18 protein-coding genes are annotated in these 23,262 nt (G+C 53.0%); 9 read left to right on the forward strand and 9 right to left on the reverse strand.

Annotated features, from left to right (window positions below; genetic code table 11):
• Position 1: 1 nt before the first annotated feature.
• The 4 genes from GP475_RS11580 (at position 2) to GP475_RS11595 (ending at position 2,761) form a co-directional block, all read left to right on the forward strand.
• Entirely contained in the window at positions 2 to 1,051 is a 1,050-nt protein-coding gene (locus GP475_RS11580) for a lysylphosphatidylglycerol synthase transmembrane domain-containing protein (RefSeq protein ID WP_187974507.1), read from the forward strand.
• The gene (locus GP475_RS11585; RefSeq protein WP_187974508.1) at positions 1,048 to 1,422 is read left to right on the forward strand and encodes a DUF3054 domain-containing protein; all 375 of its coding nucleotides are present in this window, start codon (positions 1,048 to 1,050) and stop codon (positions 1,420 to 1,422) included. The genes GP475_RS11580 and GP475_RS11585 overlap by 4 nt, the downstream gene beginning before the upstream one ends.
• A complete protein-coding gene (locus GP475_RS11590; protein ID WP_223144666.1) occupies positions 1,415 to 1,768 on the forward strand; it encodes a GNAT family N-acetyltransferase in 354 nt (117 codons plus the stop codon). Before GP475_RS11585 ends, GP475_RS11590 begins: the two co-directional genes overlap by 8 nt.
• Positions 1,769 to 2,257: 489 nt before the next feature.
• On the forward strand, positions 2,258 to 2,761 hold the full coding sequence (locus GP475_RS11595; RefSeq protein ID WP_187974509.1) for a hypothetical protein: 504 nt from the start codon (positions 2,258 to 2,260) through the stop codon (positions 2,759 to 2,761).
• 145 nt (positions 2,762 to 2,906) lie between these two features.
• Here GP475_RS11595 and GP475_RS11600 read toward each other — a convergent pair whose 3' ends face one another.
• Both GP475_RS11600 and GP475_RS11605 read right to left on the reverse strand, forming a co-directional pair.
• Positions 2,907 to 4,226: an FAD-dependent monooxygenase gene (locus tag GP475_RS11600; RefSeq protein ID WP_187974510.1), complete on the reverse strand. Its 1,320-nt coding sequence runs from the start codon at positions 4,224 to 4,226 to the stop codon at positions 2,907 to 2,909.
• 37 nt (positions 4,227 to 4,263) lie between these two features.
• Positions 4,264 to 5,532 (reverse strand): MFS transporter, encoded by a 1,269-nt coding sequence (locus GP475_RS11605; RefSeq protein WP_187974511.1) that lies wholly within the window; start codon positions 5,530 to 5,532, stop codon positions 4,264 to 4,266.
• A gap of 64 nt (positions 5,533 to 5,596) precedes the next feature.
• Between GP475_RS11605 and GP475_RS11610 the strand changes: the two genes are divergently transcribed.
• The 5 genes from GP475_RS11610 (at position 5,597) to GP475_RS11630 (ending at position 10,059) form a co-directional block, all read left to right on the forward strand.
• On the forward strand, positions 5,597 to 6,412 hold the full coding sequence (locus GP475_RS11610) for an IclR family transcriptional regulator (protein WP_187974512.1): 816 nt from the start codon (positions 5,597 to 5,599) through the stop codon (positions 6,410 to 6,412).
• Positions 6,413 to 6,684: 272 nt separating this feature from the next.
• A complete protein-coding gene (locus GP475_RS11615) occupies positions 6,685 to 7,707 on the forward strand; it encodes a cupin domain-containing protein (RefSeq protein WP_224399781.1) in 1,023 nt (340 codons plus the stop codon).
• A 4-nt stretch (positions 7,708 to 7,711) separates the two neighbouring features.
• Entirely contained in the window at positions 7,712 to 8,539 is an 828-nt protein-coding gene (locus GP475_RS11620; RefSeq protein ID WP_187974514.1) for a fumarylacetoacetate hydrolase family protein, read from the forward strand.
• Entirely contained in the window at positions 8,539 to 9,276 is a 738-nt protein-coding gene (locus GP475_RS11625) for a maleylpyruvate isomerase family mycothiol-dependent enzyme (protein ID WP_187974515.1), read from the forward strand. The genes GP475_RS11620 and GP475_RS11625 overlap by 1 nt, the downstream gene beginning before the upstream one ends.
• Positions 9,277 to 9,354: 78 nt before the next feature.
• Complete coding sequence (locus GP475_RS11630) at positions 9,355 to 10,059, forward strand: DedA family protein (RefSeq protein ID WP_187974516.1); 705 nt, start codon at positions 9,355 to 9,357, stop codon at positions 10,057 to 10,059.
• Here GP475_RS11630 and GP475_RS11635 read toward each other — a convergent pair.
• The 7 genes from GP475_RS11635 to GP475_RS11665 form a co-directional block, all read right to left on the reverse strand.
• A complete protein-coding gene (locus GP475_RS11635; protein WP_187974517.1) occupies positions 10,046 to 11,596 on the reverse strand; it encodes an acyl-CoA carboxylase subunit beta in 1,551 nt (516 codons plus the stop codon). The two genes, GP475_RS11630 and GP475_RS11635, sit on opposite strands and share 14 nt — an antisense overlap.
• A 15-nt stretch (positions 11,597 to 11,611) precedes the next feature.
• A complete protein-coding gene (gene pks13, locus GP475_RS11640; protein WP_187974518.1) occupies positions 11,612 to 16,426 on the reverse strand; it encodes a polyketide synthase Pks13 in 4,815 nt (1,604 codons plus the stop codon).
• Positions 16,427 to 16,584: 158 nt separating this feature from the next.
• The gene (locus tag GP475_RS11645) at positions 16,585 to 18,447 is read right to left on the reverse strand and encodes a FadD32-like long-chain-fatty-acid--AMP ligase (protein ID WP_187974519.1); all 1,863 of its coding nucleotides are present in this window, start codon (positions 18,445 to 18,447) and stop codon (positions 16,585 to 16,587) included.
• A 130-nt stretch (positions 18,448 to 18,577) separates the two neighbouring features.
• The gene (locus GP475_RS11650) at positions 18,578 to 19,492 is read right to left on the reverse strand and encodes a cutinase family protein (protein ID WP_187975935.1); all 915 of its coding nucleotides are present in this window, start codon (positions 19,490 to 19,492) and stop codon (positions 18,578 to 18,580) included.
• A gap of 4 nt (positions 19,493 to 19,496) precedes the next feature.
• Positions 19,497 to 19,988 (reverse strand): DUF732 domain-containing protein, encoded by a 492-nt coding sequence (locus GP475_RS11655; protein WP_187974520.1) that lies wholly within the window; start codon positions 19,986 to 19,988, stop codon positions 19,497 to 19,499.
• Complete coding sequence (locus tag GP475_RS11660) at positions 19,988 to 21,928, reverse strand: alpha/beta hydrolase-fold protein (RefSeq protein WP_187974521.1); 1,941 nt, start codon at positions 21,926 to 21,928, stop codon at positions 19,988 to 19,990. Before GP475_RS11660 ends, GP475_RS11655 begins: the two co-directional genes overlap by 1 nt.
• Before the next feature lie 291 nt (positions 21,929 to 22,219).
• On the reverse strand, positions 22,220 to 23,233 hold the full coding sequence (locus GP475_RS11665) for an alpha/beta hydrolase (protein ID WP_187974522.1): 1,014 nt from the start codon (positions 23,231 to 23,233) through the stop codon (positions 22,220 to 22,222).
• Positions 23,234 to 23,262 lie beyond the last annotated feature (29 nt).

A 23,262-nucleotide genomic window follows, 5' to 3' on the forward strand; every position in this document is an offset into this window, starting at 1 on the left:
CATGCAGGCCTCGAAGAGGAAGATCATCACCTGGACTATCTCCCTCTTCGCTCTCCTGTGCATTTATATTGCATTCCGCAAACAACTAGGCTTCATCGAAGAAGGCATCGCTACCCTCGGCCAAGTATCGCCACTCAAAATTCTTTTAGTTTTTCTCTTCATCGCTCTTGCGCTCGTCGCCATGGCGGAAGTGATGTACCTGCTACTAGAAAACGGTGCGCCCCGGATGCGTCGTCGCGATACCACCCGGTTATCCTTTGCCGCTAACGCCTGGGCCACAACCCTACCCGGCGGCCCCGCCTTCGCCGCTGTGTTCTCCTTCCACGTCCAGCGCAGCTGGGGAGCCAGCGTCGTTCTATCCTCATGGTTCATCGTCCTCTCCGGAGTCCTATCAAGCATGTGGCTTGCGGTGCTCGGACTGCTCGGGGTATTCCTCTTAGGCGCCCACCTTTCCCTCGCCTCACTATTCAGCACCTTAGCCCTCATGTTCGCTGTCGCAGCAGCAGTGTTCTACATCTCCCGCAACCCAGAGTTTCTCGCTCACGGTGTCATCGCTCTGATCACCCGCTTTAATAAACTCACCCGCGCCCCAGCTAACCGCTGGGTCGATACGGTGAGGCACCAAATCCTTCAACTTCGTTCCGTGGAACTCAGCCCAACACGCTTCAGCCTCGCCGCTTTTTGGTCCCTCATGAATTGGGTTTTTGACATCCTCGGACTGTGGGCTTCTGTTTGGGCTATCACCGGCTCGCTTCCCTGGCTTGAACCCGAACCCGACTCCACCACTCTCGTCGGCGTGGTCCTTGCTTTTGTCACCGCAAAAATCGCTGGCACCGCCCAAGTCACCCCCGGTGGCCTCGGTACCGTTGAAGCTGCCCTCGTGGGAACCCTTGTCGCTACCGGCATGACTGCCACCACCGCCACCGGAGCAGTGATTATCTATCGTCTGATTTCCTTCATCGCTATCACCGTTATTGGCTGGGTGATCTATGTGATTCACTACGCCCGAAGCGGATTCAAACCCACCAGAAGATTAAGCTCGAAGTCATGACTAAACCCGCTATCGCTGGCATCGATGCCCTCGCTATATTCCTGTTCGCTCTCCTTGCTCGGATAGCTCATAATTCCGCCGATCTCCCCTTATCTTTCCTCGGAATTCTCAACTCAGCCTGGCCATTTTGGCTAGGTCTGGCCCTGGCGTGGGCGATTATTTATATCCGACGTCTACCTGGCCTTCCGCTCTCTCCGGCGGGCGTTCTTATCTGGGTGTGTTCCGTCGTCGTAGGCCTTGCAATCTGGGGTATCAAGCACGCCGCTTTCCCCCACTGGAGCTTCATCCTGGTAGCGGGAATTACCTCAGCAATCTTGTTATTTGGCTGGCGTTTCCTCTACTCCCGGTTCTGCACGAAGAAACGTGGCTAAACTTTATCCTGTAAAATCTTCTATCCGCTATCAAGGTGAAAAGCACCTTCCTGCCTCAGAGCTTGAGGATTTATATAACTCCGTGGGGTGGGGTGCCTACACCTCCGATCTTGAAGCGTTAGTTTCCGGAGTAGGGAATTCCCGGTACGTCGTTACCGCCCGCGATGATAACGGCACACTACTAGGATTAACCCGAATTGTTGGGGATAGCCACACCATTGCTTACTTGCAAGATATCCTGGTTCGCCCCACTACCCAGCGCCAGGGAATAGGGCGAGAACTCATGAACCGAGTTTTTCAACCCTTTATACACTGCCGGCAGCACGTCCTGATCACCGACGGGTAGGACAAACAGCGGAAATTCTATGAAGCACTGGGGTTTTGCGAATACCGAGACTTCACTGGCTTGGAATCTCGATGCTTTCTTCGCTTTCAAAACTAGGCCACAACATAGCCCCTGCGGTGTCATCCTGATACAGATAACCGCAGGGGCTATTTTTTAACCTCAAGCTACATTGAGCCCATCGGGGTTTAACGGAACTGGCTGATGAACTTGTTGATTTCAAAACCAGCGTAATCAGCTGCCACAACCACAGCGTTGATCAGTTCACCGATGATGTCAATGGTGATGCTCAGCATAAGTTTATCCTCCACTTAAGGATCGGTAATCGGGATTCTTTAGTGTAATCCCCTGGGGTCTTTACATCGTTACACGATAGCCGGATTTCTCCAGAAACTTTCTACCCAGATAGGGGTAGTGTGATGTGTTTCTCTTCCCATCCTTTAATCTTAAAAACTAGTCAGATTATTCCTTGGAGCTAGAAAGATAATTCTCATGAAAATCAAATTTTCCCGCCTCGTTGCCGTTCCAGTTCTCCTCGGCGCCCTCACTTTTAGCACCGCATGCAGTGGAGATTCCAAGGAAACGTCCACTTCTACGAGCACCAGTACCAGTACCTCTAAATCCAGCAGCTCCTCAAGCTCTACTACCCGTTCAAGCGGACACATGATAACCGAGGGAGAGCAAAGCGGCGGCCAGAACCAGGAACCGCAACCTCAGGGCGGATCCGGCTCTTCCGGGGGACATCATCACAACGCTCCGGCGCCAGCCCCAGCACCGGCACCTGCAGCTGGAGGCGCAGCTCCTGCCCCGGCGCCTGGCGGTGAAGCTCCTGCCCCTGCCCCCGAAACGCCGAAACCAGGTGAAGAAAAACCCGGCGATGATAATAAGGATGACAACAAAACCACAACCACTAGCACTGCGTCATCGACCGCAACTCCAGATGAGGGAGACAAGGACAATAACACTGGAGGCGGAGAGGGAAACGGCGGGAACTAAACCAATTGCCTCCAGTCCGCCCCAGTTAAAAACTCCATTAAAGACACTATTCTTCATTCATGCCTTTAATGGAGTCCCAAAACCTGACTTATGAGTGTTCTACTGCCGTTCAGTTTTACAAGTCGTCTCCTCTAGCTGAAGACTACTAAGAACCAACAATATCTTTTAATTCTTCAGGCATTTTTCCTAGATCCGGGTTCTTCACATATGCCCTTTCTCGATGGTCATACCGCCAGAGCCAATCTGCATACTTGTACCAACCGGTTCCGCTAACAGCACGAAACAGCTCATTTCTGATAGCCCTAGCACGGCCAGACTCGTGCCAGAGATCCCCCCAGAACCGCCCAGTTGTTTGGATTCTAGTACACCGTGGAATCCGTTCCGCTTGTACTTCGTCGAGAATATGGTCCCAATTTACTTCACCATTTTCAGCCACGTAATCAGCTGCATAATCAGCAATGCAAGCAGCATCTTCCATAGCCATTACTGCTCCCGACGCCAGGTACTGCAAAGGAGGGTGCGCTGCGTCACCTAGGAGAATAATACGGCCCTTCTTCCAATTATCTAAAGGCTCGCGATCACTCATCTTCCACCATCGATCTTTCCAAAGATAATCAACGCGACTTTGAACCGATTGATGACAATGTTTATAAGCTACCGAGAGTTCTTTATTTGTTCCCCATTCTTCAGGTACAGCCCCGTTGTCAATCGCGTCGAAATAATTTTTTGACCTAAATACACCCACTTGATTTAGTAGCTCTCCACACCGCAAAGGGTATTGGATGAAATGACAATCTGGGCCAATGTAACCCAAAACATCCTCTAATTCACTCATGCCTTTATCTTCAGCAAGTGAGGATGTTCCGCGATAAGCAACATATCCAGAAGGAACAGGCTGATCTGAAATAAACTTCTTTCTGAGAGTAGAGTGAATCCCATCAAAAGCAAGCAAGACTTCCGCTTCAACAGACCGTAGACCGTGCTGGTCTTTAATCTCTGCCTTCACTTTGACGCAATCACCTTCATGCTCAGTGGCTGCATCCACTACTTTCACGTTATTCAATAACTGCGCCCCAGCGTCTCGAGCTGCATCTACCAAAATACTTAGTAAGTCTGAACGGTGAATGACCAAGTACCGACCGCCGTAGTGTCGTTCAAAATCTTCATCAAAGCTAAGTCTTAACAAGTCATCACCAGAGACCGCATCTCGGAATTGGATTGCTTTTGGGAGATAACCGGCATTAACTGCTATATCGAGAACTCCCCACTGTTCTAGCATCCTCCACCCATGAGGACCTATTTGGAGTCCTGCTCCGACCTCTCTGAACTCTGCCGATTTTTCGAAGAGTTCTACAGCCGCACCCTTTTGTGCTAAAGCTAGCGCAGCAGAAACACCACCAATTCCCCCACCCGAAATGATGATTCTCGTGCCCTCCAAAGAAGCATTGTTTTCTTTTAAGTTCACTTTTCTACCTTCCATAGTTCTGCATTTTTGGTCTTGCTCACTTGAGCTGTTTACGCAAGACCAGGAACATCAAAAACGATGACAGTAATGCCGAGAACCCAAAGAGAATGAAATTAGAGTTGACACCGAATCCCCACCCTAAAAACAGGCCAGCAAGTTGAGGGGCCACTACCGCCCCAATTCGACCAGTACCTAGTGCCCACCCTAAGGCTGTGCCCCTCAAACTACCCGGGTATCCATTTGCAATGGCAGCAATTATCAAAATCTGGGACCCATGCGTTCCTACACCAGCACAAATCAAAATTAGATAGACTGCCCAAACCGGTGGCATAACCAATAAAGAGCAAAGTGCCACACCTGCTATAAAGGCAGCGATAATACCCGCTTGAAGTGGTCCGAATCGGTCTCCAGCCCAAGCGGTGAGTCCTGATCCAATAATTGCACCGATGTTCAGGGCAAGAGTGAACAGTAATGCTGCACCTAAGTCATAACCAGCGGTTTCCATTAACCTGGGAAGCCAAGTTCCAAGTCCGTACCACGCAAATAGCGTGACAAAGGTTGCCAAAGCGAACCAGAGCGAAATCGTGCGGTATTTGGAACCAAGCAAATCTTTGAAACCTGAACTTTCCGGAACGGCAGCTTTCTTGTTGGCGTCAGGTTTTAGATCTTTAGGTAGATACTTCATCGCTAGCGGTATTCCAACCGCTAGGGGGATAACTGCAACAAGGAACATTATTCGCCAGCCCCATTCTGGATGGCTTGGTACTACGCCTGTTCCGAGTAAAGCTGCCAAGGATCCACCGAGGGGAACCCCAGACATCATGAGGGTTGCCCACGCCGACATTGTTCGTCTTGGTGCTACCTCAGCAGTTAAAGCGTTGACTGATGGGACTAAACCACCTAAACCTAAACCAGCAACGAACCTTAAACCCCCGAAAAACCATGGGTTTGGCGCAAAGGCGCAACAGACAGTGAATACCGAGAGAATAACCACAGATAGCAAGACAGCCTTTTTTCGACCAACAAGGTCAGAGATCCGACCGATAAAGATGGCTCCCAGGGCCATCCCTAAAAAGGCAGTGGAACCTATGGTTCCCAGAGTGGTATTCGTTAAATTCCATTCTCTAGCCAAAGAGGTCTGCACGGTGCCATAAACAATCAGGTCATAGCCATCGAATATTACAAAGACCCAGCACACCAGTAATGCCACAAGCGAGGATCCGCTGACCCCTAAAAAGCTTAGACGTTTAATGCTGCTCTTATCTCTCTCCTCACCTATCTGAGGAGTAACTATTACTTCCGTCATATTGAGATAGTGACTGTGATGTAGGATATAGAAAAGATTTTTCCGCTATTTGGAAGACAAATCTATGCTCACTCCCCCACCTTTTACCTCTCAGCCCAAGGACTATCTCGCCACGGTTGATCTGGCTCTCGTTAGCGTTTTGCTTCTTAGAGAAAAGGGAAGCACTTCGGTTACTCAGCTGGCGAAGGACCTTGACATTAATCCCCCCAGGGCCCACCGAATCCTCCAGATGCTGACCTACCGTGGTTTTGCAACCCGAACAGAGTCTCGGACCTATCTAGCTGGCCCTTCACTGTCTTCCACGGGGATTAAACCTGGGTATGGTTTTGCACTTACACGGCTAGTCCAGGATCACATTACCGCGATCTCCCGTGAGAGCCATGAAACCTGCCACCTAATTGTGCGCTCTGGGACCAATTGCCATTTCCTTCATTCTGAAGAAGGATCTCTGCCCGTTCGGGTAGGAAACCGAAGAGGTCAGGTTATTCCAGCTCATCTAAATTCTGGAGGATTAGCTACTCTCACCGATCTCTCCACACACGAATTATCCAGCCTATATCCTGATATGGGGGAGAAAGAGATGCTGGATTTACGTCGGGTTCTGCATCGAGTGAGAAAGCAAGGATTCGCCGTAAATCAGGGAATGTACGAAAAAGATGTATCCGCCATCGGCATTGCATTACGCAACGATGTTGGTGATACGTTAGGAGCGCTCTCTTTGGCGATTCCTACTTCAAGATTCCGCCAGGTCAGGGATCGCTGTATCGAAATAATGGTTCGTCGTTGTAAGGAACTCAACCAAGTTCTCGAGAAGAACCACACGACGCATTCCGAATCTTTGAAGAGAGTAAAGATCTCAACCACGGGAATTCATCCCTAATTTTCCAATATATGGAATGTGCTTTGGATTACAAACATAGGCTCCTAAATTTTAGGCAGAGAGCTAATCGCATTCGAATCAATTTGGCTATCTGACTAGTTATTTTCATGAAAACGATTGAGCTGCGTGGAAAGCGAGGGAACGTGGATAACTTAGATGCCGAGGTTAAAACAGAGTTACTCGGCGAGGACCATAAGGCTGTGCGAGAGTCATGCGTAGTGCCCGGCCCTATCCCTGAAGAAGCCGAGGAACTGGAGCAAATTTACCAAGAGATGGAAAACCTCAATATCAAACCTTTATGGACTCAGATTGATGGACTTATGCCTTCAACCCCTGAGCCCAAGGCAGTTTCCCATCATTGGAAATGGGAGGAACTCTACCGTCTAGCAAAAAAATCGGGAACTCTAGTTCCCGTAGGCCGAGGAGGAGAGCGCCGTGCGATCGGACTCGCCAACCCAGGTCTTGACGGCAATACTTACATATCACCTACTTTGTGGTGTGCAATTCAGTACCTCCAACCGGGAGAAAACGCACCAGAACATAGACACTCCCAAAATGCTTTCCGATTTGTGTTGGAAGGTGAAGGCGTTTGGACGGTCGTTAATGGTGATCCCGTCCCTATGCGTAGAGGTGATTTCTTGCTAACTGCAGGATGGAACTTCCACGGTCACCACAATATTGCGACAGAACCGATGGCATGGCTAGATGGCCTCGATATTCCATTTGCTCATCAAATGGATTCTGGCTTTTTCGAGTTTGGTTCTGAAGAACTAACCGATCAAAGCACTCCAGAGAAATCTCGTTCTGAACAATTATGGGCACACCCCGGACTTCGTCCCCTGGCTTTCCCTGGACCCATGAGCTCTTCTCCCATTGGCCGTTATGCCTGGGAACATACAGACAGCGCGCTTAATGCTCAGCTGGAGCTAGAAGATGCCGGGTACCCCGGTGTCTACGAGCCGGGACATGCCGCTATTAGATTTAGCAATCCAACAACTGGTGGAGATGTGATGTCTACTATTAGGGCTGAATTCCACCGCTTACGGGCTAACGTCTCCACTAAGCCGCTCTACGAAGTCGGAAATCGCGTCTTCCAAGTTTTCGAAGGCCAGGCCACCGTCCAAGTTGGTGAGCAAACCTTCAAAGCAACTAAAGGCGACATCGTTAACGTCCCATCCTGGCAGCAATGGCACATTGAAGCTGGAAATGAAGGTGTCGATCTGTTCTGTTTTTCAGATCACCCGATATTCGAAGCCCTACACCTGAACCGTACATTCTCTCCGAAAGGAATCTGAACATATGCGTCTCGCTACTATTCGGCAAAACCAGACCACCTCTGCAGCACGGATAGAGACTGAAAATACCGCAGTCTTAATCCCCGGATTCAAGGATCTTGGTGAACTCCTTACAGATGCAAACTGGAGAAACATCGCGAAGGACGCTTCAGGGCAATTAATCGAGTTCGAGAAAACTGATTTAGCGCCTCTCGTTCCTAATCCCCGGAAGATTATTTGCGTTGGCTTAAATTATGCCAACCATATTCGGGAAATGGGGCGGGACCTACCAAAGTACCCGACTCTGTTCGTGAAGTTCGCTGAAGCACTCACCGGCCCTTATGATGACATCGAAGTTCCGGCCTATGGTGCCGAAGCTCTTGATTGGGAAGGCGAACTTGCCGTTGTAATTGGAAAAACCGCACGTCGCGTTAAGTCCTCTGAGGCCAAAGATTACATTGCTGGCTACGCAGTCATGAATGACTATACCCAGCGCGACCTGCAATACCGCACTCTGCAATGGCACCAGGGAAAGTCTCTGGAGAAGTCCGCTGGATTCGGCCCATGGCTTACGACCACTGACTCCTTCACCTTTGGTGGTGAGCTAGCCACTTATGTAGGCGAAGATAAAGTCCAGTCAACTCCAACAAATGATTTGGTTTTCAAGCCTGAAGACTTAGTAGAGTACATTTCTCACATCTATCCACTTGTCCCTGGCGATATCATCATTACCGGCACCCCTGGCGGCGTCGGCCATGCAAGCGATCCCAAGCGATACATCCAGGATGGTGAAACTGTAAGAGTTTCAATCGAAGGCTTAGGGGAAATTGCAAACAAAACGGTGATTGTCTGATGGATGAAAACTTTCACGATTTACCTCTTTCGGGGCAATTAACCCTCACTCGTCAAGGGACAGCTCATTATTCCGGGCAAATAGCCCAATTGTCTTCCGAGGATTTTGATGAACCCACTCTTCTGCCTGGCTGGTCCAGAAAACACCTCATAGCCCATGTTGCATACAACGCTGCTGCACTTTGTAACCTGATGCACTGGGCAGAAACGGGTGAAAGGACCCCGATGTACTCCTCGCCTGAAGCACGGCTACGAGAGATCGAGTTTGGCGCGACGCTAGATCCTGATCCACTGCGCAATCTCCATGCGCACACTGTGGCCCGCCTAGACGCGGCTTGGCGGGAGGCTACTTCTGAGGCTTGGCAATACCAGGTGGAAACAGCCCAAGGAAGAAGCGTCCCAGCATCGGAAACACTATGGATGCGAACCCGTGAGGTCTGGATTCATGCGGTAGATCTAGGGCTCAAAGCTTCTTTCGAGGAAATTCCTTCTATTATCCTTAAATCCTTGCTAGAGGATATTACTTCTAAGTGGCGTAGCAGCGGAGTTGGAGTGGGTCTGACTTTGGTGGATCCTGCAGACCAACTGGAAGTTACGGTTTTATCCTCCAGCGAGGAGCCAGAAACGATTATTTCCGGCGGTTTGTCCGGCCTCGTTCGCTGGGCTTCAGGAAGAGGAGCAGAAGGGGTTACAGCTCTGGATCGAGAGAGTGTTCCTTCGCCACCTCGCTGGTTATAGGTCAAACGCTTCAGCCGATAATCCTCTAAACTGTGCTCGTTGTAATTTTCCTAGTCTGTTATGAAGGATTACCTCTTCATGAGCACAGAAGACTCTCATCCTCGCCCTGAGCTTCCGCACTATTTCAAGAATCCACGGAAGATCGACTACGTGATCTTCGGATATATGGCGCTGAGCGTAGCTGTCGGGCTCATCGCCCTACCGCTGAGGGTGTGGTTGATTAACCGCCCGGAGATATACGCTCTTTTCATCGGTGGTTTTACCTCCGCTGTAGTCGGTGGCGCCCACTCCACCGCCGGCGGCAGTCCCATTGTCCTTATTGTGGCGTTATCGCTGGTCGGTGCACTATGGACAGTTCCGCTATGGTGGCTGGTGGGCCGTCACTGGGGTGCGGAATATCTAGCGCAGCTCACTGCTTCTTCTAGCCGGACTCGTTATTGGGTGAACCGCCTCCAAAAGCTCCCAGCACCGTGGCTGCTAGCTGCAACCATTATCTCCTATGTTCCCTTTATGCCAACTTTGGTGATATGCAATATCCTCTCCGGAATTAAGGGAATAAAACTGTGGCTGTTTCTTGTCACCAACGCTGTCGGTGTCATTCTGCGTAACACTTTCTTCGCTCTCTTAGGCGCCCGCTTCGGTGAGGAGGTCATCGAGGTCGTGAACCAAATTAACCGCTACGCGCTGTGGGTTACGCTCATCCTCATCGGTGTCATGTTCTACTCCGCCTATAAGAAAGGCCGACGCACCCCGCCGCCGGCCAGCCCTTCTACATCGGCATAATCGTGTGTTTCTTCGGAAGATCTGCGTCTTGTTTATCAGCCATCTGTCTTAAAGCTCGACGCAGCGCCAGCCGGGTATCTCGCGGCTGAATCATGGCATCGATATAGCCGCGTTCAGCAGCTACATAGGGGCTGGTCATGTTTTCATCATAGAAATCCATAAACAGCTTCTTGAGGTATCCTCGCTGTTCGGGCGGTGCCGCTGCTAGTTGTTTTCCTTGCAGCATAACCACAGCTGCCGCTGACCCCATGACCGCGATCTGCGCCGTTGGCCAGGCCAAGTTAATATCACCGGTCAGATTCTTTGAGCCCATCACGGCATAGGCGCCGCCATAGGCCTTCCGCACAATAAGCGTGATTTTTGGTACGGTTGCCTCCACCACGGCAAAAGCTAGCTTTGCCCCGCGGTGAATAAGACCTACTTTTTCTTGTTCCACACCCGGCAAATATCCAGGGGTGTCAACCACAAACACCAGCGGGATATTATAAGCATCACAGATCCTGATAAACCGTGCGCCTTTATCCGCAGCATCAGCATCAATACAGCCTGCGTATTGCATCGGCTGGCTTGCTACAAATCCCACACTTCGACCATCTATCCGACCAAATGCGGTTATCAGGTTCGGAGCAAAATTCGGCTGAATCTCTAAGATATTCTCGTCGTCACCTAATTTTTCCAACAGCTCAACCATGTCGTATCCGGCATTAGTATCATCCGGCATAAAGGAGTCAAGCTCTAGGTCAACGCCTATTTCTTTATCGCTAGGGGCTTCGAAAAGTGGGCTTTCCTCGAAGCAGGTAAGAGGAAGATGATCGAGGAGTTCATGAACTGCATGGAAAGCGGCTTCTTCACTCTCAACCACAAGAGAGACGTTTCCGTTGTGTTCTTGCTGTCGGGCACCGCCTAATTCGGCAGAGGTGATGTCTTCTCCAGTGACTTCTTTAATCACCGCGGGACCGGTGACATACATCTCTGCTTCCCCGTCAACAGCAATAACGAAATCTGTTGTCACCGGAGCGTAGACCGCACCACCTGCACATTTACCCAGCATGATGGAAATTTGTGGACTACGCCCAGAAAGCGGCATTTGGCGTCGGGCGATCTCTGAATACATGGCCAGGGAGGTCACCGCATCTTGGATTCGGGCGCCGCCGGAATCCTGAATCCCGATCACCGGGCAGCCAATCCGAATAGCCATGTCCATGACTTCGCAGACTTTTTTACCGAAGGTGACCCCCACGGAACCACCAAACACCGTCTTGTCATGTGCATAGATAGCCACTGGACGGCCATCTATACGACCATAACCAGTGACAACACCATCGGAGTAGGGGGCGTCTTCCTCGCCAGGGGTCTTCCCCAGGGCACCAATTTCGACGAATGTTCCCTCATCCAACAGCGCGTTAATCCGCTGGCGTGGGGTAGTGCGACCCGCCTCGTCGCGTTTAGCTCGAGAATGCTCGGAGCCAGGGTCCTGTGCCTTCTCCAAGCGGGCCCGCAAATCTGCGATCTTCTCCGCGGTGGTCCTCGCGGTCACACTCACACCTTCCCTCTATGAAAGGTTCTTAATCCGACGCGTCAAATCCGCGCCAACCTTCCCAATTTCCGGTTCATCCACGACGCCTAAGTGGTCGCCACGGAGCTGAACAATATCCAAGTCCTCCACGATAGCGGACCAACCACCATCCGGGTCAATTTCGGCATAGTGGGGTTCTAATTCAATGGCCCCATCATGCATCCGCTCCGCTTTATACAGTACGACAGGAACCTGGACTTTTTCCCAGCGCCGGAAATCTAATTTATCGAGAATCCGGTTATCTACAAAACTGTGATGCTGGTGCTGCAACACTGCCGCTGATAGCCCGTGAGCCGAAGCATCCGCAGTAGCCAAGAACTCCTGGATCATCCCGAGCACCGCGTCCTCACCCGCAGAATCAAGTAATTCTAGGGGAATCGGAAAATCTATATCATAGGTCTTCTTCGCGAAAGCGGCATAGCGCTGCCATCGGGCGCGGGTTTCCTCTGGAGTATCTGGGATGGGGGTACTGGGCTGAACGGTGTCAAGCAGCGCAATTAACTTCACATCCACGTCAGTGCCCTGAAGTTGAGAAGCCACCTCATAAGCCAAGGCACCGCCGAAACTCCAACCACCGAGAATTACTGGGTAACCGTCAGCGTAGCGGCGGATATCGGCCACATACTCGGCTGCGCGTTCTGCCAAGCTCCCCTCCCGGCGCTCTACCCCATATACCGGCACAGAATCTGGAAGACGTCGGGTTAATGGCTGGTAGGTCACCGTGGAGCCACCGGCTGGGTGGAACATGAATACCGCTGGCGCGGTAGACCCCTCTGGTCTGGCTCGAAGCACCCGGATATTGCCTTCAACCTCGGTTTCAAAACCTTCCCGAACCTGGTTGGCTAAGGGTTCTAGGGTTTCAGCAGCTAATACGTCAGCGGCATTAATCTCTACCCCGGCGCGTTCACTAAGGCGCTGCGCAATACGTTCCGCCGTATCTTCGCTTATAGGTGGCAGGGGGCTAGTTACCCCTGGCACGGCGCTGCCAGTTATTCCCGCCCAGGTTCCAAAAACCATTCGTTCTGAAGCGTCTCGGGGTGCTACTGCGGCAGCATTACTTGCTGGGCGTTCCTTCACATCTGGGGTGAGTTCCTGGGCCGGGGCGGCGTTCCCGTGGCGTTGAGCCACGAGATCTTCCACCATGGTGACCACATCAGCAACCGAGGCATCTCGTAGAGCTTGCACCTGTAGCGGTGGAATTTGGAAGTCATTTTCCACTCGGTTTTTAATTCTCATCCCCATAAGAGAGTCCAGCCCTAAATCAATAAGCGGTAACTCTCCTGGTAGATCATCGACGTCATAGCCCATGGATTCAGAAACAATGGCTCGCAGTCGATCCTCGACACTTTCACCGCTCGTAGGATCCCAGCGCCATTGCTCGACCTCGGGTTCTTCACTGATTTCCGGATCCACATCCTGTTCTAGGGCAGGTTGATCTTCCTCTGAATCAGCGGCACCGGCATTCTGGGTGAGGAAAGTACGGCTGCTAGCGGTAGTAGCAAAAGCCTGAGCCACCAATTGAACTGAATTCTCCCCGCGGATGTGGTACAGATCCACGGCTAGACCACCTACACTCCGCTGTACCGTGCAGGTTAATTCTCCCTCTGCTGGCAGATCACCCGTATCCACACTGTGTACTACCTGGGCGTCGGGATCCACGGCGGCGGCAGCGGCTTCAAGCACCGCTCCCGCTGAGGGAGCCTGATCTGCATTCGTGGAAAAGGCGACGCTGCCGTCGGGCATGGTGACCCGTTGCCCCGGCAATCCGCGGTTGCTGGAGCTTGCAAAGCGAGCATTGGTCCAATACCGCTGATGTTTCCACACCTGGTGCGGAGCGGGCAGCACTGTGCCCGGACCGTAGAACCAGCTAAAGTTCACTAGCTGACCGGCGCAATAGAGTTTTGCCGCAAGGTCGCTCAGAGAATCCGTAGCCGAAACTTTCCGCTTCAACACATATAACAGCTTGGCATTGGGTTGCCCGACGCTAAAAGCGGTATTCATCATGCCCATCAAGGCAACCGGGTTGGGGGCAATTTCCACCATCGTGTCATGCCCAGCAGCAAAAGCAGCCTCTGTGGCAGCCTGGAAGTGGACGGACTGGCGGGTGCACCGGGTCCAATATTCGGGATCATGAACTACCGACCCCTCCGGGTACGTAACCCCTTTATCCACCGAGCTAAAGAGAGGGATGGTCAGCGGTTTCGGGCTGATCATCGCGCATTCAGCGGCTAATTCCCCAAGGATCGGCTCCACTGCTGAGGTATGGCCTGCGCCCTTCACCTGAAGTAAGCGAGCAAATTTCTCCTCAGCGGCTAATTTCTCTACCAGCGCACTGACCTGATCCCGTGGACCACCAACAGTAGTCATCCCCGGCCCGGCATACACAGCCGGCTCTACCTGGGCAAACTGTGGATCCTGATTGAGTTCCGATAGTTGTTCGGGACTTAATTCCACCACTGCCATGGCCCCGAGTTGGTCCTCCAGCAAACTTGCTTCCCCCTCACCCATCAGCCGGGATCGGTGAGAAGCAATAGTCAAGGCATCCTCAGCGCTTAAGCCTCCACAGGCATAGGCCGCGGCGATCTCCCCCATGGACATGCCCATGACCGCAGCCGGGCGGATCCCCAGCTTAGTCAGATAATCTGTTAAGGCTATTTGAATAGTGGTGATGGAGGTTTGCGCAGTCTCAGTGCCATAGGTTTGCTCATCATCGTCAATGAGCTCCATGACTGACCAGCCGACTTCCCGTGTTACGACCTCGTCGAGTTCCTGGATGCGGCGGCGGAAAAAGGGAGAGAGTTCGCATAGGTCTTTCGCCATTTTGCGGTGCTGGGAGCCGAAACCGGAGTAAACAAAGACTGGGCCCATCACCGCTGGAGAGTCCGCCTGGTGAATCCCTGTGCCGGTTTTACCCTCCGCTATGCGACGCAACCTCGCAATAGCTTCTTCCATGGTGCTAGCTTGTACTGCCGCTCGAGAGCGCCCATGATTACGCTTCGCTAGAGAACGGGCTAGGGGAACTAAATCTTCGTCCCCATAATCGCTAAGGAAATCAGCGAGGGCTTCAGCGGCTTCTCGACGACGCGAAGGTAGTAACCCAGATACCGGTAGCACCGCAGCAGTAGGCGTCGAACCTTCAGGGGTTGCTAGTTGGGCATGGAGATTATCTGAGTCTTCGTGCTCGGGATAGCGGGCTGGGTCATAGTCACTAACCACCACATGGGCGTTGGTGCCGCCGAAGCCGAATCCGGAAACTCCGGCGATGCGATGGCCCGAATAAGCCGGCCATTCTCGTGGATCTTCCACTACTTCCAGGTGCTCAGCATCAAAGTCGATAAAACGATTTGGGGTGCTGAAGTGTAAAGATGGCGGCAAGGTGTCATTCATCAACGACAGCACCACTTTAATCATTCCGGCTGCTCCGGCTGCCGCCTCAGTATGGCCGAAGTTTGTCTTAGCAGAACCGAGCAGCAGCGGATCCCCCATGTCACGACCCTGCCCCAACACAGCTCCCAGCGCGGTAGCTTCAATAGGATCACCCAAAATCGTGCCCGTACCGTGGGCCTCTACGTAATCCACCTCAGCGGGATTGATACCGGCATCGGCATAGGCGCGTTGCAGTACCGCAACCTGAGCCTCCGGATTAGGTGCGGTAATACCGTTGGAGTGGCCGTCAGAGTTCACTGCGCTTCCGCGAATGACCGCCAAGATATTATCTCCATCGCGTTGGGCATCGGCCACCCGTTTGAGTACCACTACCCCGGCGCCTTCGCCACGGATAAAACCGTCCGCATCATCGGAAAAAGCGTGGATGTGACTGGTGGGGCTTAAGACTCCGAGTTCCCCGAACGCGGTGTTAATAAAGGGATTAGCTAGTATGTTGACGCCACCCGCCAAGGCGACTGAGATTTCCCCAGTGCGCAAGGCCCGAACTGCCTGGTGTATCGCCACGAGGGATGAGGAACAAGCCGTGTCAATAGCGATAGAGGGGCCTCGGAAATCAAAGGCATAGCTGACTCGGTTGGCAATAATGGACGTCGCGGTGCCGGTCATGGCATAGGGATGAGCTTCGGCTGGATCAGCGGAAACAAGAACCTGATAATCATTAGCTGATGAGCCAAGGAAAACGCCGACGTCGGTACCTCTAAGCTCATTAGCGGGAAGATGAGCGTGTTCGAGAGCCTCCCACACCAATTCCAGGATGATGCGCTGCTGCGGGTCGGTGTTGGCGGCTTCTAGCGGAGAGATCCCAAAAAACTCGGCGTCGAAATGAGCGATATCTCTCAAGAAACCGCCGTCGTTATTGGTGTTGTCAATTTTTCGGCTCATCTCCGGGTCGTGAGAATACTCACTCCACCGTCCCATAGGGAGCGGGCCGGTCCCATCCTGTCCGGCAACTAGAAGTTCCCACATGGCCTCAATGCCGTTGTCCGCCCCTGGGAAGCGCGCTGCCATGCCTACCACCGCGATGTCATGGATTTCTGGTGCGGTAGCGTTGTGCTGCGGAAGGTTCGACGGTAGGGCTGCAGGAGCCGTAGGTTCTCCAGATAATAAACGAGTAGCTAAAGACGCGATGGTGGGATGTTCATAGACGATCGTGGCGTCGAGCCTGGTGCCCAGGAGGTTTTCTAATTCCCCGGACAGTACTACCGCATCTCGGGAGGACAATCCTAAGGACTCCAAGGGCCGGTCCTCAGTAACTTCATCGAGCGGCAAACCGGTGGCTCCGGCTACCCACTCTCGAAGCCAGCTCCGCAGTTCCTGCGTGCTCATATCCATACGCGACGTCATCCTTATCAAAAATTAAGAGTTAACCTCGTTCATTATCGTGCATGCCGAAGCAATTGTTACGCGTAGACACACCGCTGAAGAACACTACAGCCCGGCACCCCATCTACGGTAATAGGGGCGGCCGGGCTAGTGTGCCATTGACTAACAGATCACAGTTATTAAGAATTCTGTGAGTCAACAAAACGTTTCTGGGCTACGCGACGCGCAATCTTCGCGCTAGAGGAGCGCGGAATTTCTTGGTCTTCCAGGATGCGAATGTCGCTGGGCACAATTCCGTGCTTCGTAGTCACGGCCGCTTTAATGGCAGCAATTGCTGCTTCATCGTCACCTGGATCAGCTTCCATAGCACGCTCAGCCAAAATGACAAGCTGTTCTACATCCTCGCCAGGCACGGAGAAAGCGGCGATAGCTGCTGGATTAACGTGTGTGCTGGCTTCTGCCACGGTGTGCTCAATGTCTTGGGGATAGTGGTTACGCCCGGCAATCACGATGAGGTCCTTGAGTCGGCCGGTGATATATACCTCACCATCAACAATGACGCCCAAGTCCCCGGTAGCTAACCAGTTGTCATCGCTAGTACCCTCCGCCCCGGAGTGGTCGGGAAGCCGGGAAGCCAGGGTGTTATGGAAAGTAGCTGCAGTGTCCTCATCTCGGTTGTGATAGCCCACAGCCATATTCTCACCACGAATCCAAAGCTCACCGACTTTACCTTCGGGAAGTTCAGCCTTGGTCTCAGGATCGACAATCACTAACCACTGCGGCTGAACTACCTGGCCGTTGGAGGTAAAAGAGGTGGCCTTTTCATCATCTTTCGCTACCTGATGGGCTTCCCCCTCAGCTAGCTTATCCCGATCAAAGTAAGCAACCAGCGGGCGGTTTTCCCGCTGCGGTGTGGTCACCAAGAGAGTAGCCTCAGCCAACCCATAGGAAGGCCGAAGGACGTCACGCTCAAGGCCTACCTCCGCAAAAGTCTGGGCAAACTGTTCTAGGGCTCGGTACGTGACCGGCTCAGACCCCACAATGATGCCATCGACACAACTCAGGTCCAGGTGATCCGACTCCTGAGGAGCGGCATAGCGGGCCGCTAGCTCCAGCGCGAAGTTGGGGATCACTGAATAAACTCCAGCGTTTTCCTCTCCTTCACGGCGAGAAAGCTGCTGGATCCAGCGAGAAGGTTGCTGGATAAAATCACGAGGACTCATCAACTCATTTTCAATGCCCAGGATGGTGACAAAGGCATTGAGGATAATTCCCATGTCATGATGGAGGGGAAGCCAGGAAACCAAGCGCAGATCCTTATCCCCCAAACCGATGGATGAGAAAATCTGCAGCACATTGGTAAGGATGGAACGGTTAGTGAGAATAACTCCCGCCGGGGTGCGGGTAGAACCTGAGGTGTACTGCATAAAGGCGGGCAGGTCTACCGGCATGACCTGAGATGAAGCCATCATTTGCTGACCGGCGAGGGTGGTCATGGGATTAGACCAGCTAGCAGCCAGAGAGTCCGGTAAAGAGTCGACCGCGATAACGCGAGGACGAGCCCGGCCAGATTGTTCCGCGAAGAAGGTGCGCACGGCGCGAGCTGAAACCCCATTCGTCAGCACGATCTTGGGGTGAGAATCAGCAAGCACTGCTGCAAGGTGATCTGCATGTCCCGGCTCCTGCGGGTCATATAGCGGCACTGGGGTCATGCCGGCGTAGAGTGCACCGAGGAAAGCAAAAAGATACTCAGGTGAATTGCCTGCTAGAATGGCAACCCGATCTCCGATGGTACCTACTTGTTGTAGCCGCGCAGCTACCGCCTTAATTCGGGTATTGATCTCCGTACGGCTGTATTCCCGAACTTCTCCTTCCCGCGATTGGGAATAATCCCAAGCCCTCAGGCAGATTTTTTCTCCCCCGCCGTAGGCGAGATCAGCCTGATACACCAGTTCTGCAAGACCAGCGAGCGTTAGCTGCGGGGCGAGGACAATCTCCCCCTTGTCGTTGAAAAACTGGCCCATGGCTTGTTTGAGGTCCATGTTTCTCCTCCCTCGACCTGCTTCGCGGTGCGAAAACACCAGGTGTTCTTCAGACCCGACGACAGGCAATGGTGTGTTTTGCGTGTGAAAAATATACCAGGCTTATTATTGCTTAAGTTCTTAGCCCGGACTAATTGTTTGCATCGATCAATCCATTAACCCATCCCACAACCCATTGATTTGCCGTGGTGCCAGGAATAACACCTGGGTTGGTGGCATATTGGGCATGAACTCCATTGGCACTCACCAAAGCCTGGGCCCGAGCCATGGCATTACCTAAATCTCGGGGGGCATCACAGATTGAGTCATTGGGAGCACATATAGAGAAGGTGCGATCCTGAAGTTCACCAAAACCACCTTCTCGAGGCCCCCGCATGGTAGCGCCGGGAACAATGGGCTGAACCAGAGCAGACACTGGCGCCAACGCCACCTCAGCGCCCACTCCGCCGACCTCAACGCCGGGGTTGATACCCACTCCAGGTTCGCGTCGCCCATCGGCAACAATTGCTACACCGAGCACCCGGTCCGCCGGAATCACCCCGGCCCCTTGACCGATCCGGCTAGCAATATCGCCAACAATCACCGCACCCTGGGAAAATCCGCTGAGAATATAGCGGGTATTGGGGCATTGGTTGTGCATGGTCTGCAGCTCATTTTCCAGTTTGGAGGTGCCTTCCTGTCGGGATTGGTCATAGCTCATTTCCTGTTGCGCATTGACGTTTTTAAATTGCGCGGTATAAGGAAGCGTCCAGACCTTCACCTGGTTCTCTGGGTATCGCTGCTGAATAGGATCAGTGATGCTCAGCATAAAAGAGCGAGGATTGGCGTGCGGATGAATAGGGTCATCATCTGCCGCTGATTCCCATGTTCCTGGAGCAGCCACAACCTCCACAGCCGGACACCACGCGGGTTGCTCAGGAGCGGGACCTTGAGCACCCGGAAGCGGGCCTTTTGTTTCGTTAACGGAGCGTTGCCACTGCAAAAGACCCGCACCAATAAGTACCAGCACCACGATGACGGCCAGAACCGTCAGGAGTTTTCTCATCCTTTTAGCAGTACGCATTCTTCGCTGCCTTTTCAATCATGGCTGCGACCTCATCGACGGATTTATCTGTCCTGTGTTGTTCAACTAGCTGGCCAGCAATGGCTTTTATCAAAGTATGGCTTTGCTCACCATCCTGACAATAGGTTTGGGCGGTAGCCACGATCGTGTCTTCCAACGTGCTCACGTCCACCCCCTCATTTTTCAGGGTGCTCAAAAGCTTCTGCTCCTGCTGAGGACGAGACTGGTCATCAGGGATCCGCTCCACCTCCCGAGCACCACGATCTGAGCCGCCACTTGCCGTAGAGGGTTCTTGGGCCCGGCTGGTGTTTGTTCCTGACGATGTGGCACTGGCACTAGAGCTACTGGAACTATCCCTCGTTAACGGGGATACCGTCGTACTAGGAGCACCTTGGTTGTCAACCGTGGCTTCACCGCCACAGGCAGCCATACCGCCAGCTAAAGCGAAAGTGAGGGCAACTACCGCGAGTTTCCTCATTAGTGACGTTCCTCCTGGATTTGTCCGTTGATTTCCCGGATGATGCCGTGCTGGAATTTCATTTCCAAACCTCCCGCCGGAATATCTTTCATATCCTCGGTGGGCCAACCGTATTCACCCTGTTCCCAACGATGTTTACCCCAGGTATCAAAAATCTGACCGTAGCGAATCACCTTCGGGCCGAGCTCATGAGTCCAGTAAATATTTCCGTGTTCGAACTCCTGGAACGCTCCACCCGGAATGAGGCGCTCATTGCCAGTGGGTTGACCCAGGGATTGAACTGCGGGGTCATTAGCTACCCAGCGCTTCCCAATATCGCCGCGAACCCAGTGGACCCCGTGGTTCTTCGTGCGCACGAACCATCCACCTTGGAAGGGGAATACGGTGTTGCCATTGAGATCAAAAGCATTGCCGTTGGGGTAACCGAACTCACCGCGCTCATAGTTTTCTGCACCCCAGGCTTTCATGATGTCCTCGGGCACCGCAAAAGCGCCGAGCTCCCTGGTCCAATAGATAGACCCATGCTCAAAGTGGACAAAACGCCCCACGCCGTCGGGCGTTCCTAATTCTGTGGTGACCGGGAATCCCAGCCAGGAGGTGGCCGCCCCCATCGAGGAATATAAACCGTTGATGGTTCCGTACAGGGCGTAGGCGCCAGTTTGCGGAGACCAGTAGGCCGTACCATTTCGGAAGTCCTGAGCCACTCCGCGATCCATGGCGTATTCATTGGTCACGCAGGAACCAACAATCGACAGATCCAACTTGGCGATATCACCCTGGACAATACAATCTGAGCCCCGATCCTCCCGGGACAGTGCCATGGCGTCAGCCATATAGGGCCAAGCCTGACCGATTTCGTACTGCCAATAATCCCAGGAGTGGACCCCCGAGGGACGGAATTGGGTGATCACATTGACCGGTGTTTTCTTCGCCGCATTCACGAAGGTTTGACTGGTCATCCGGGATAGAACTTCCAAGGACATGCCCGCAGCACTACCCGGACGTGAAGCGGCAGAACCAGGTTGACCAAAGTCATCGCGGCCGGAACCGGCAGAGACATATACGGTAGATCCCTTGAGCGCCTCAATGCCGAGCTTAGGATCATGGTCAATCCAGTCTTGGGAATAGGCCGGGCCCCACATGGCGTCGGAGTTAAAACCACCAGCATCTTGCTGAGCCACCTTGATGGCTTCGGGCATTCCGGGGCTGGTGGTATCTAGGTAACCGGAGAAGGAACCAACGAATTTGAAGATTCCTGGGTTTCGCTCGGCAAGGTTAACGGCAGCGGTACCACCCATGGAAATTCCGACGACGCTTCGGTTGCGGTTAGAGCGGAAACCATTATCCAGAACCGGAATCAGTTCCTTCATCAAGAAGGTTTCCCACTTGTAGTTCTTTCCGTTGTTGGGTTGCTCCCAATCAGAGTAGAAGGAACTTTGACCTCCGACCGGAAGAATCACGTTGACGTTGCGATCAGCAAATTGCTGAGCAATATTGGTTTCGATTGTCCAGCCGTTTTCATCATCGCGAGCGCGTAGACCGTCAAGTGCCCACACTTCAGGGAAGGTGCGCGTGGGGTTGGAGTGCCAATCCCGAGCCAAAAGGATCTGAACCTGCATCAATTGGTCTGGCATGGCTGCGGATTTAATAAACACCTTGATGTGGCGACTGCTGATCCACTCCACCCGATCCACGCTGACGCCTGCGGGCAAACCACCGACATCCGGGTAGGTGGTTTCGACGGGGGTGCGCACCGGCGGTTCACCTGGAGCATCGGGCGCCGCAGTGGAACCAAAAAGTTGCGAAGATAAGTCCTGGGCTCCAGCGGTAACCGGACTGAGAATGCCACAGCCAGCAGCTAAAGCAGTGGGAAGGGCGGTGGCAGTCAGCGCAATCCGGAGGGAATGCCGCCGGGTGTTACGTGGTGCGGTATCGCTCATAGTTGTTCTTTGTCCTTGATTTTGCGGTCGGTTCAGCAACCCGTCACGAAGGAACCATGCCGAAGGTTCCCCTCCTCCGGCATGAACTGCACAGATTCGCGACGGTGGCATAAAAGCACTGACTTCAAGTTTAAGTACAACTTGAGGGTTTTGGGAAGTGACACACCGGATTTTTCTTTTATTTTGGGGACAGAATTAGCCCCTCTTTACCCCCTCGTTATACACAACGCAACCCACCCTCAACGAGGAGGATGGGTTGCAGGAAGGAAATTGTGAATCCGGAACCGGGTTCTACCAGGCGTTCATCACATCCAAGATGCGCGGCTTAGTGGCGTGGAGTTCACCGGTGAAGTTCCGCCAGTTGTGAAGACCATAAGCCGGGAAATCTTCGGCATACTTCACGCCTTGAGCTTGTGCGCTCAGGGTCCATACTCGGGTGGTGTAGAGCGAGAAAGCCTCCAAAGGAGAACCAGCGATCAGCATATTCGGAGGCAGACTCCACTCATCCGGGTGAGGAACGCCGCTTGCTGCAGAAACAAAGACGTCACTATTGCGCAGTCCGCCCAAGTTGAGCATCGGGTCATTTTGGAAACGACGCGGGTTGAGCATACTGCCATACATGGCGTTGATATTGAATCCACCGGCATCCAGCAGGGCCACGCGCATCATGGTCTGCATACCCGGCAAGGTGGTAGCTAAGTAACCGGAGTAAGACAGCACCTGGCGGAACTGATCCGGGTGCTTTGCGCCCAGGTTCATGGCTGCAGTGCCGCCCATGGACAACCCAGCAATAGCGTTGTTATTGCGAGCAACGCCGAAGTTCTGCTCCAGGTAAGCAGGAAGCTCCTGGGTAAGGAAGGTCTCCCACTTGTAGTTCACCGGGTTGTTGAAGTCATAGGTAGCGGGACCTTCCCAGTCTGCATAGAAGGAAGCCGCACCACCAATCGGCATCACCAGGGTGATGTTGTTGTCTACGAAGAGACTCTGAGCGTCAGAATCATTAACCCAAGCATTAGTTGCGTCCGTTGCGCGGAGACCATCCAGAAGGTACAGGCCGGCGTTACCGCCGTTTTTAGCGGGCTGAATCTGGACCTGAATGGGGTGTCCGGTTGCCGGTGAATCCACCGTACAGCGCTGCACCCAAAAGCCCACCGCATCCCATACACATCCGGGACCTAGAACATCGCGGTTTGCCGCTGCTGCCGTACCGCTACCAGCCACCATCAAAGAAGTGGCGGTTACCGCGGCGGCAACCACAGCAGAGGCCTTTTTCCACAAGCCTCGCAAGCCAGTCTTCGTAGACATGGTTCTCCTTTTATTACACAACTTCTTAA

This window comes from Corynebacterium poyangense, from assembly GCF_014522205.1.
Classification (GTDB): Bacteria; Actinomycetota; Actinomycetes; order Mycobacteriales; family Mycobacteriaceae; genus Corynebacterium; species Corynebacterium poyangense.

Excerpts from the sequence above, each read along its gene's own strand:
- GP475_RS11580 (WP_187974507.1), top strand. The coding sequence starts at position 2 with ATGCAGGCCTCGAAGAGGAAGATCATCACCTGGACTATCTCCCTCTTC.
- GP475_RS11585 (WP_187974508.1), top strand. The coding sequence starts at position 1,048 with ATGACTAAACCCGCTATCGCTGGCATCGATGCCCTCGCTATATTCCTG.
- GP475_RS11595 (WP_187974509.1), top strand. The coding sequence starts at position 2,258 with ATGAAAATCAAATTTTCCCGCCTCGTTGCCGTTCCAGTTCTCCTCGGC.
- GP475_RS11605 (WP_187974511.1), bottom strand. The coding sequence starts at position 5,532 with ATGACGGAAGTAATAGTTACTCCTCAGATAGGTGAGGAGAGAGATAAG.
- GP475_RS11610 (WP_187974512.1), top strand. The coding sequence starts at position 5,597 with ATGCTCACTCCCCCACCTTTTACCTCTCAGCCCAAGGACTATCTCGCC.
- GP475_RS11615 (WP_224399781.1), top strand. The coding sequence starts at position 6,685 with ATGGAAAACCTCAATATCAAACCTTTATGGACTCAGATTGATGGACTT.
- GP475_RS11620 (WP_187974514.1), top strand. The coding sequence starts at position 7,712 with ATGCGTCTCGCTACTATTCGGCAAAACCAGACCACCTCTGCAGCACGG.
- GP475_RS11625 (WP_187974515.1), top strand. The coding sequence starts at position 8,539 with ATGGATGAAAACTTTCACGATTTACCTCTTTCGGGGCAATTAACCCTC.
- GP475_RS11630 (WP_187974516.1), top strand. The coding sequence starts at position 9,355 with ATGAGCACAGAAGACTCTCATCCTCGCCCTGAGCTTCCGCACTATTTC.
- pks13 (WP_187974518.1), bottom strand. The coding sequence starts at position 16,426 with ATGACGTCGCGTATGGATATGAGCACGCAGGAACTGCGGAGCTGGCTT.
- GP475_RS11645 (WP_187974519.1), bottom strand. The coding sequence starts at position 18,447 with ATGGACCTCAAACAAGCCATGGGCCAGTTTTTCAACGACAAGGGGGAG.
- GP475_RS11650 (WP_187975935.1), bottom strand. The coding sequence starts at position 19,492 with ATGAGAAAACTCCTGACGGTTCTGGCCGTCATCGTGGTGCTGGTACTT.
- GP475_RS11655 (WP_187974520.1), bottom strand. The coding sequence starts at position 19,988 with ATGAGGAAACTCGCGGTAGTTGCCCTCACTTTCGCTTTAGCTGGCGGT.
- GP475_RS11660 (WP_187974521.1), bottom strand. The coding sequence starts at position 21,928 with ATGAGCGATACCGCACCACGTAACACCCGGCGGCATTCCCTCCGGATT.
- GP475_RS11665 (WP_187974522.1), bottom strand. The coding sequence starts at position 23,233 with ATGTCTACGAAGACTGGCTTGCGAGGCTTGTGGAAAAAGGCCTCTGCT.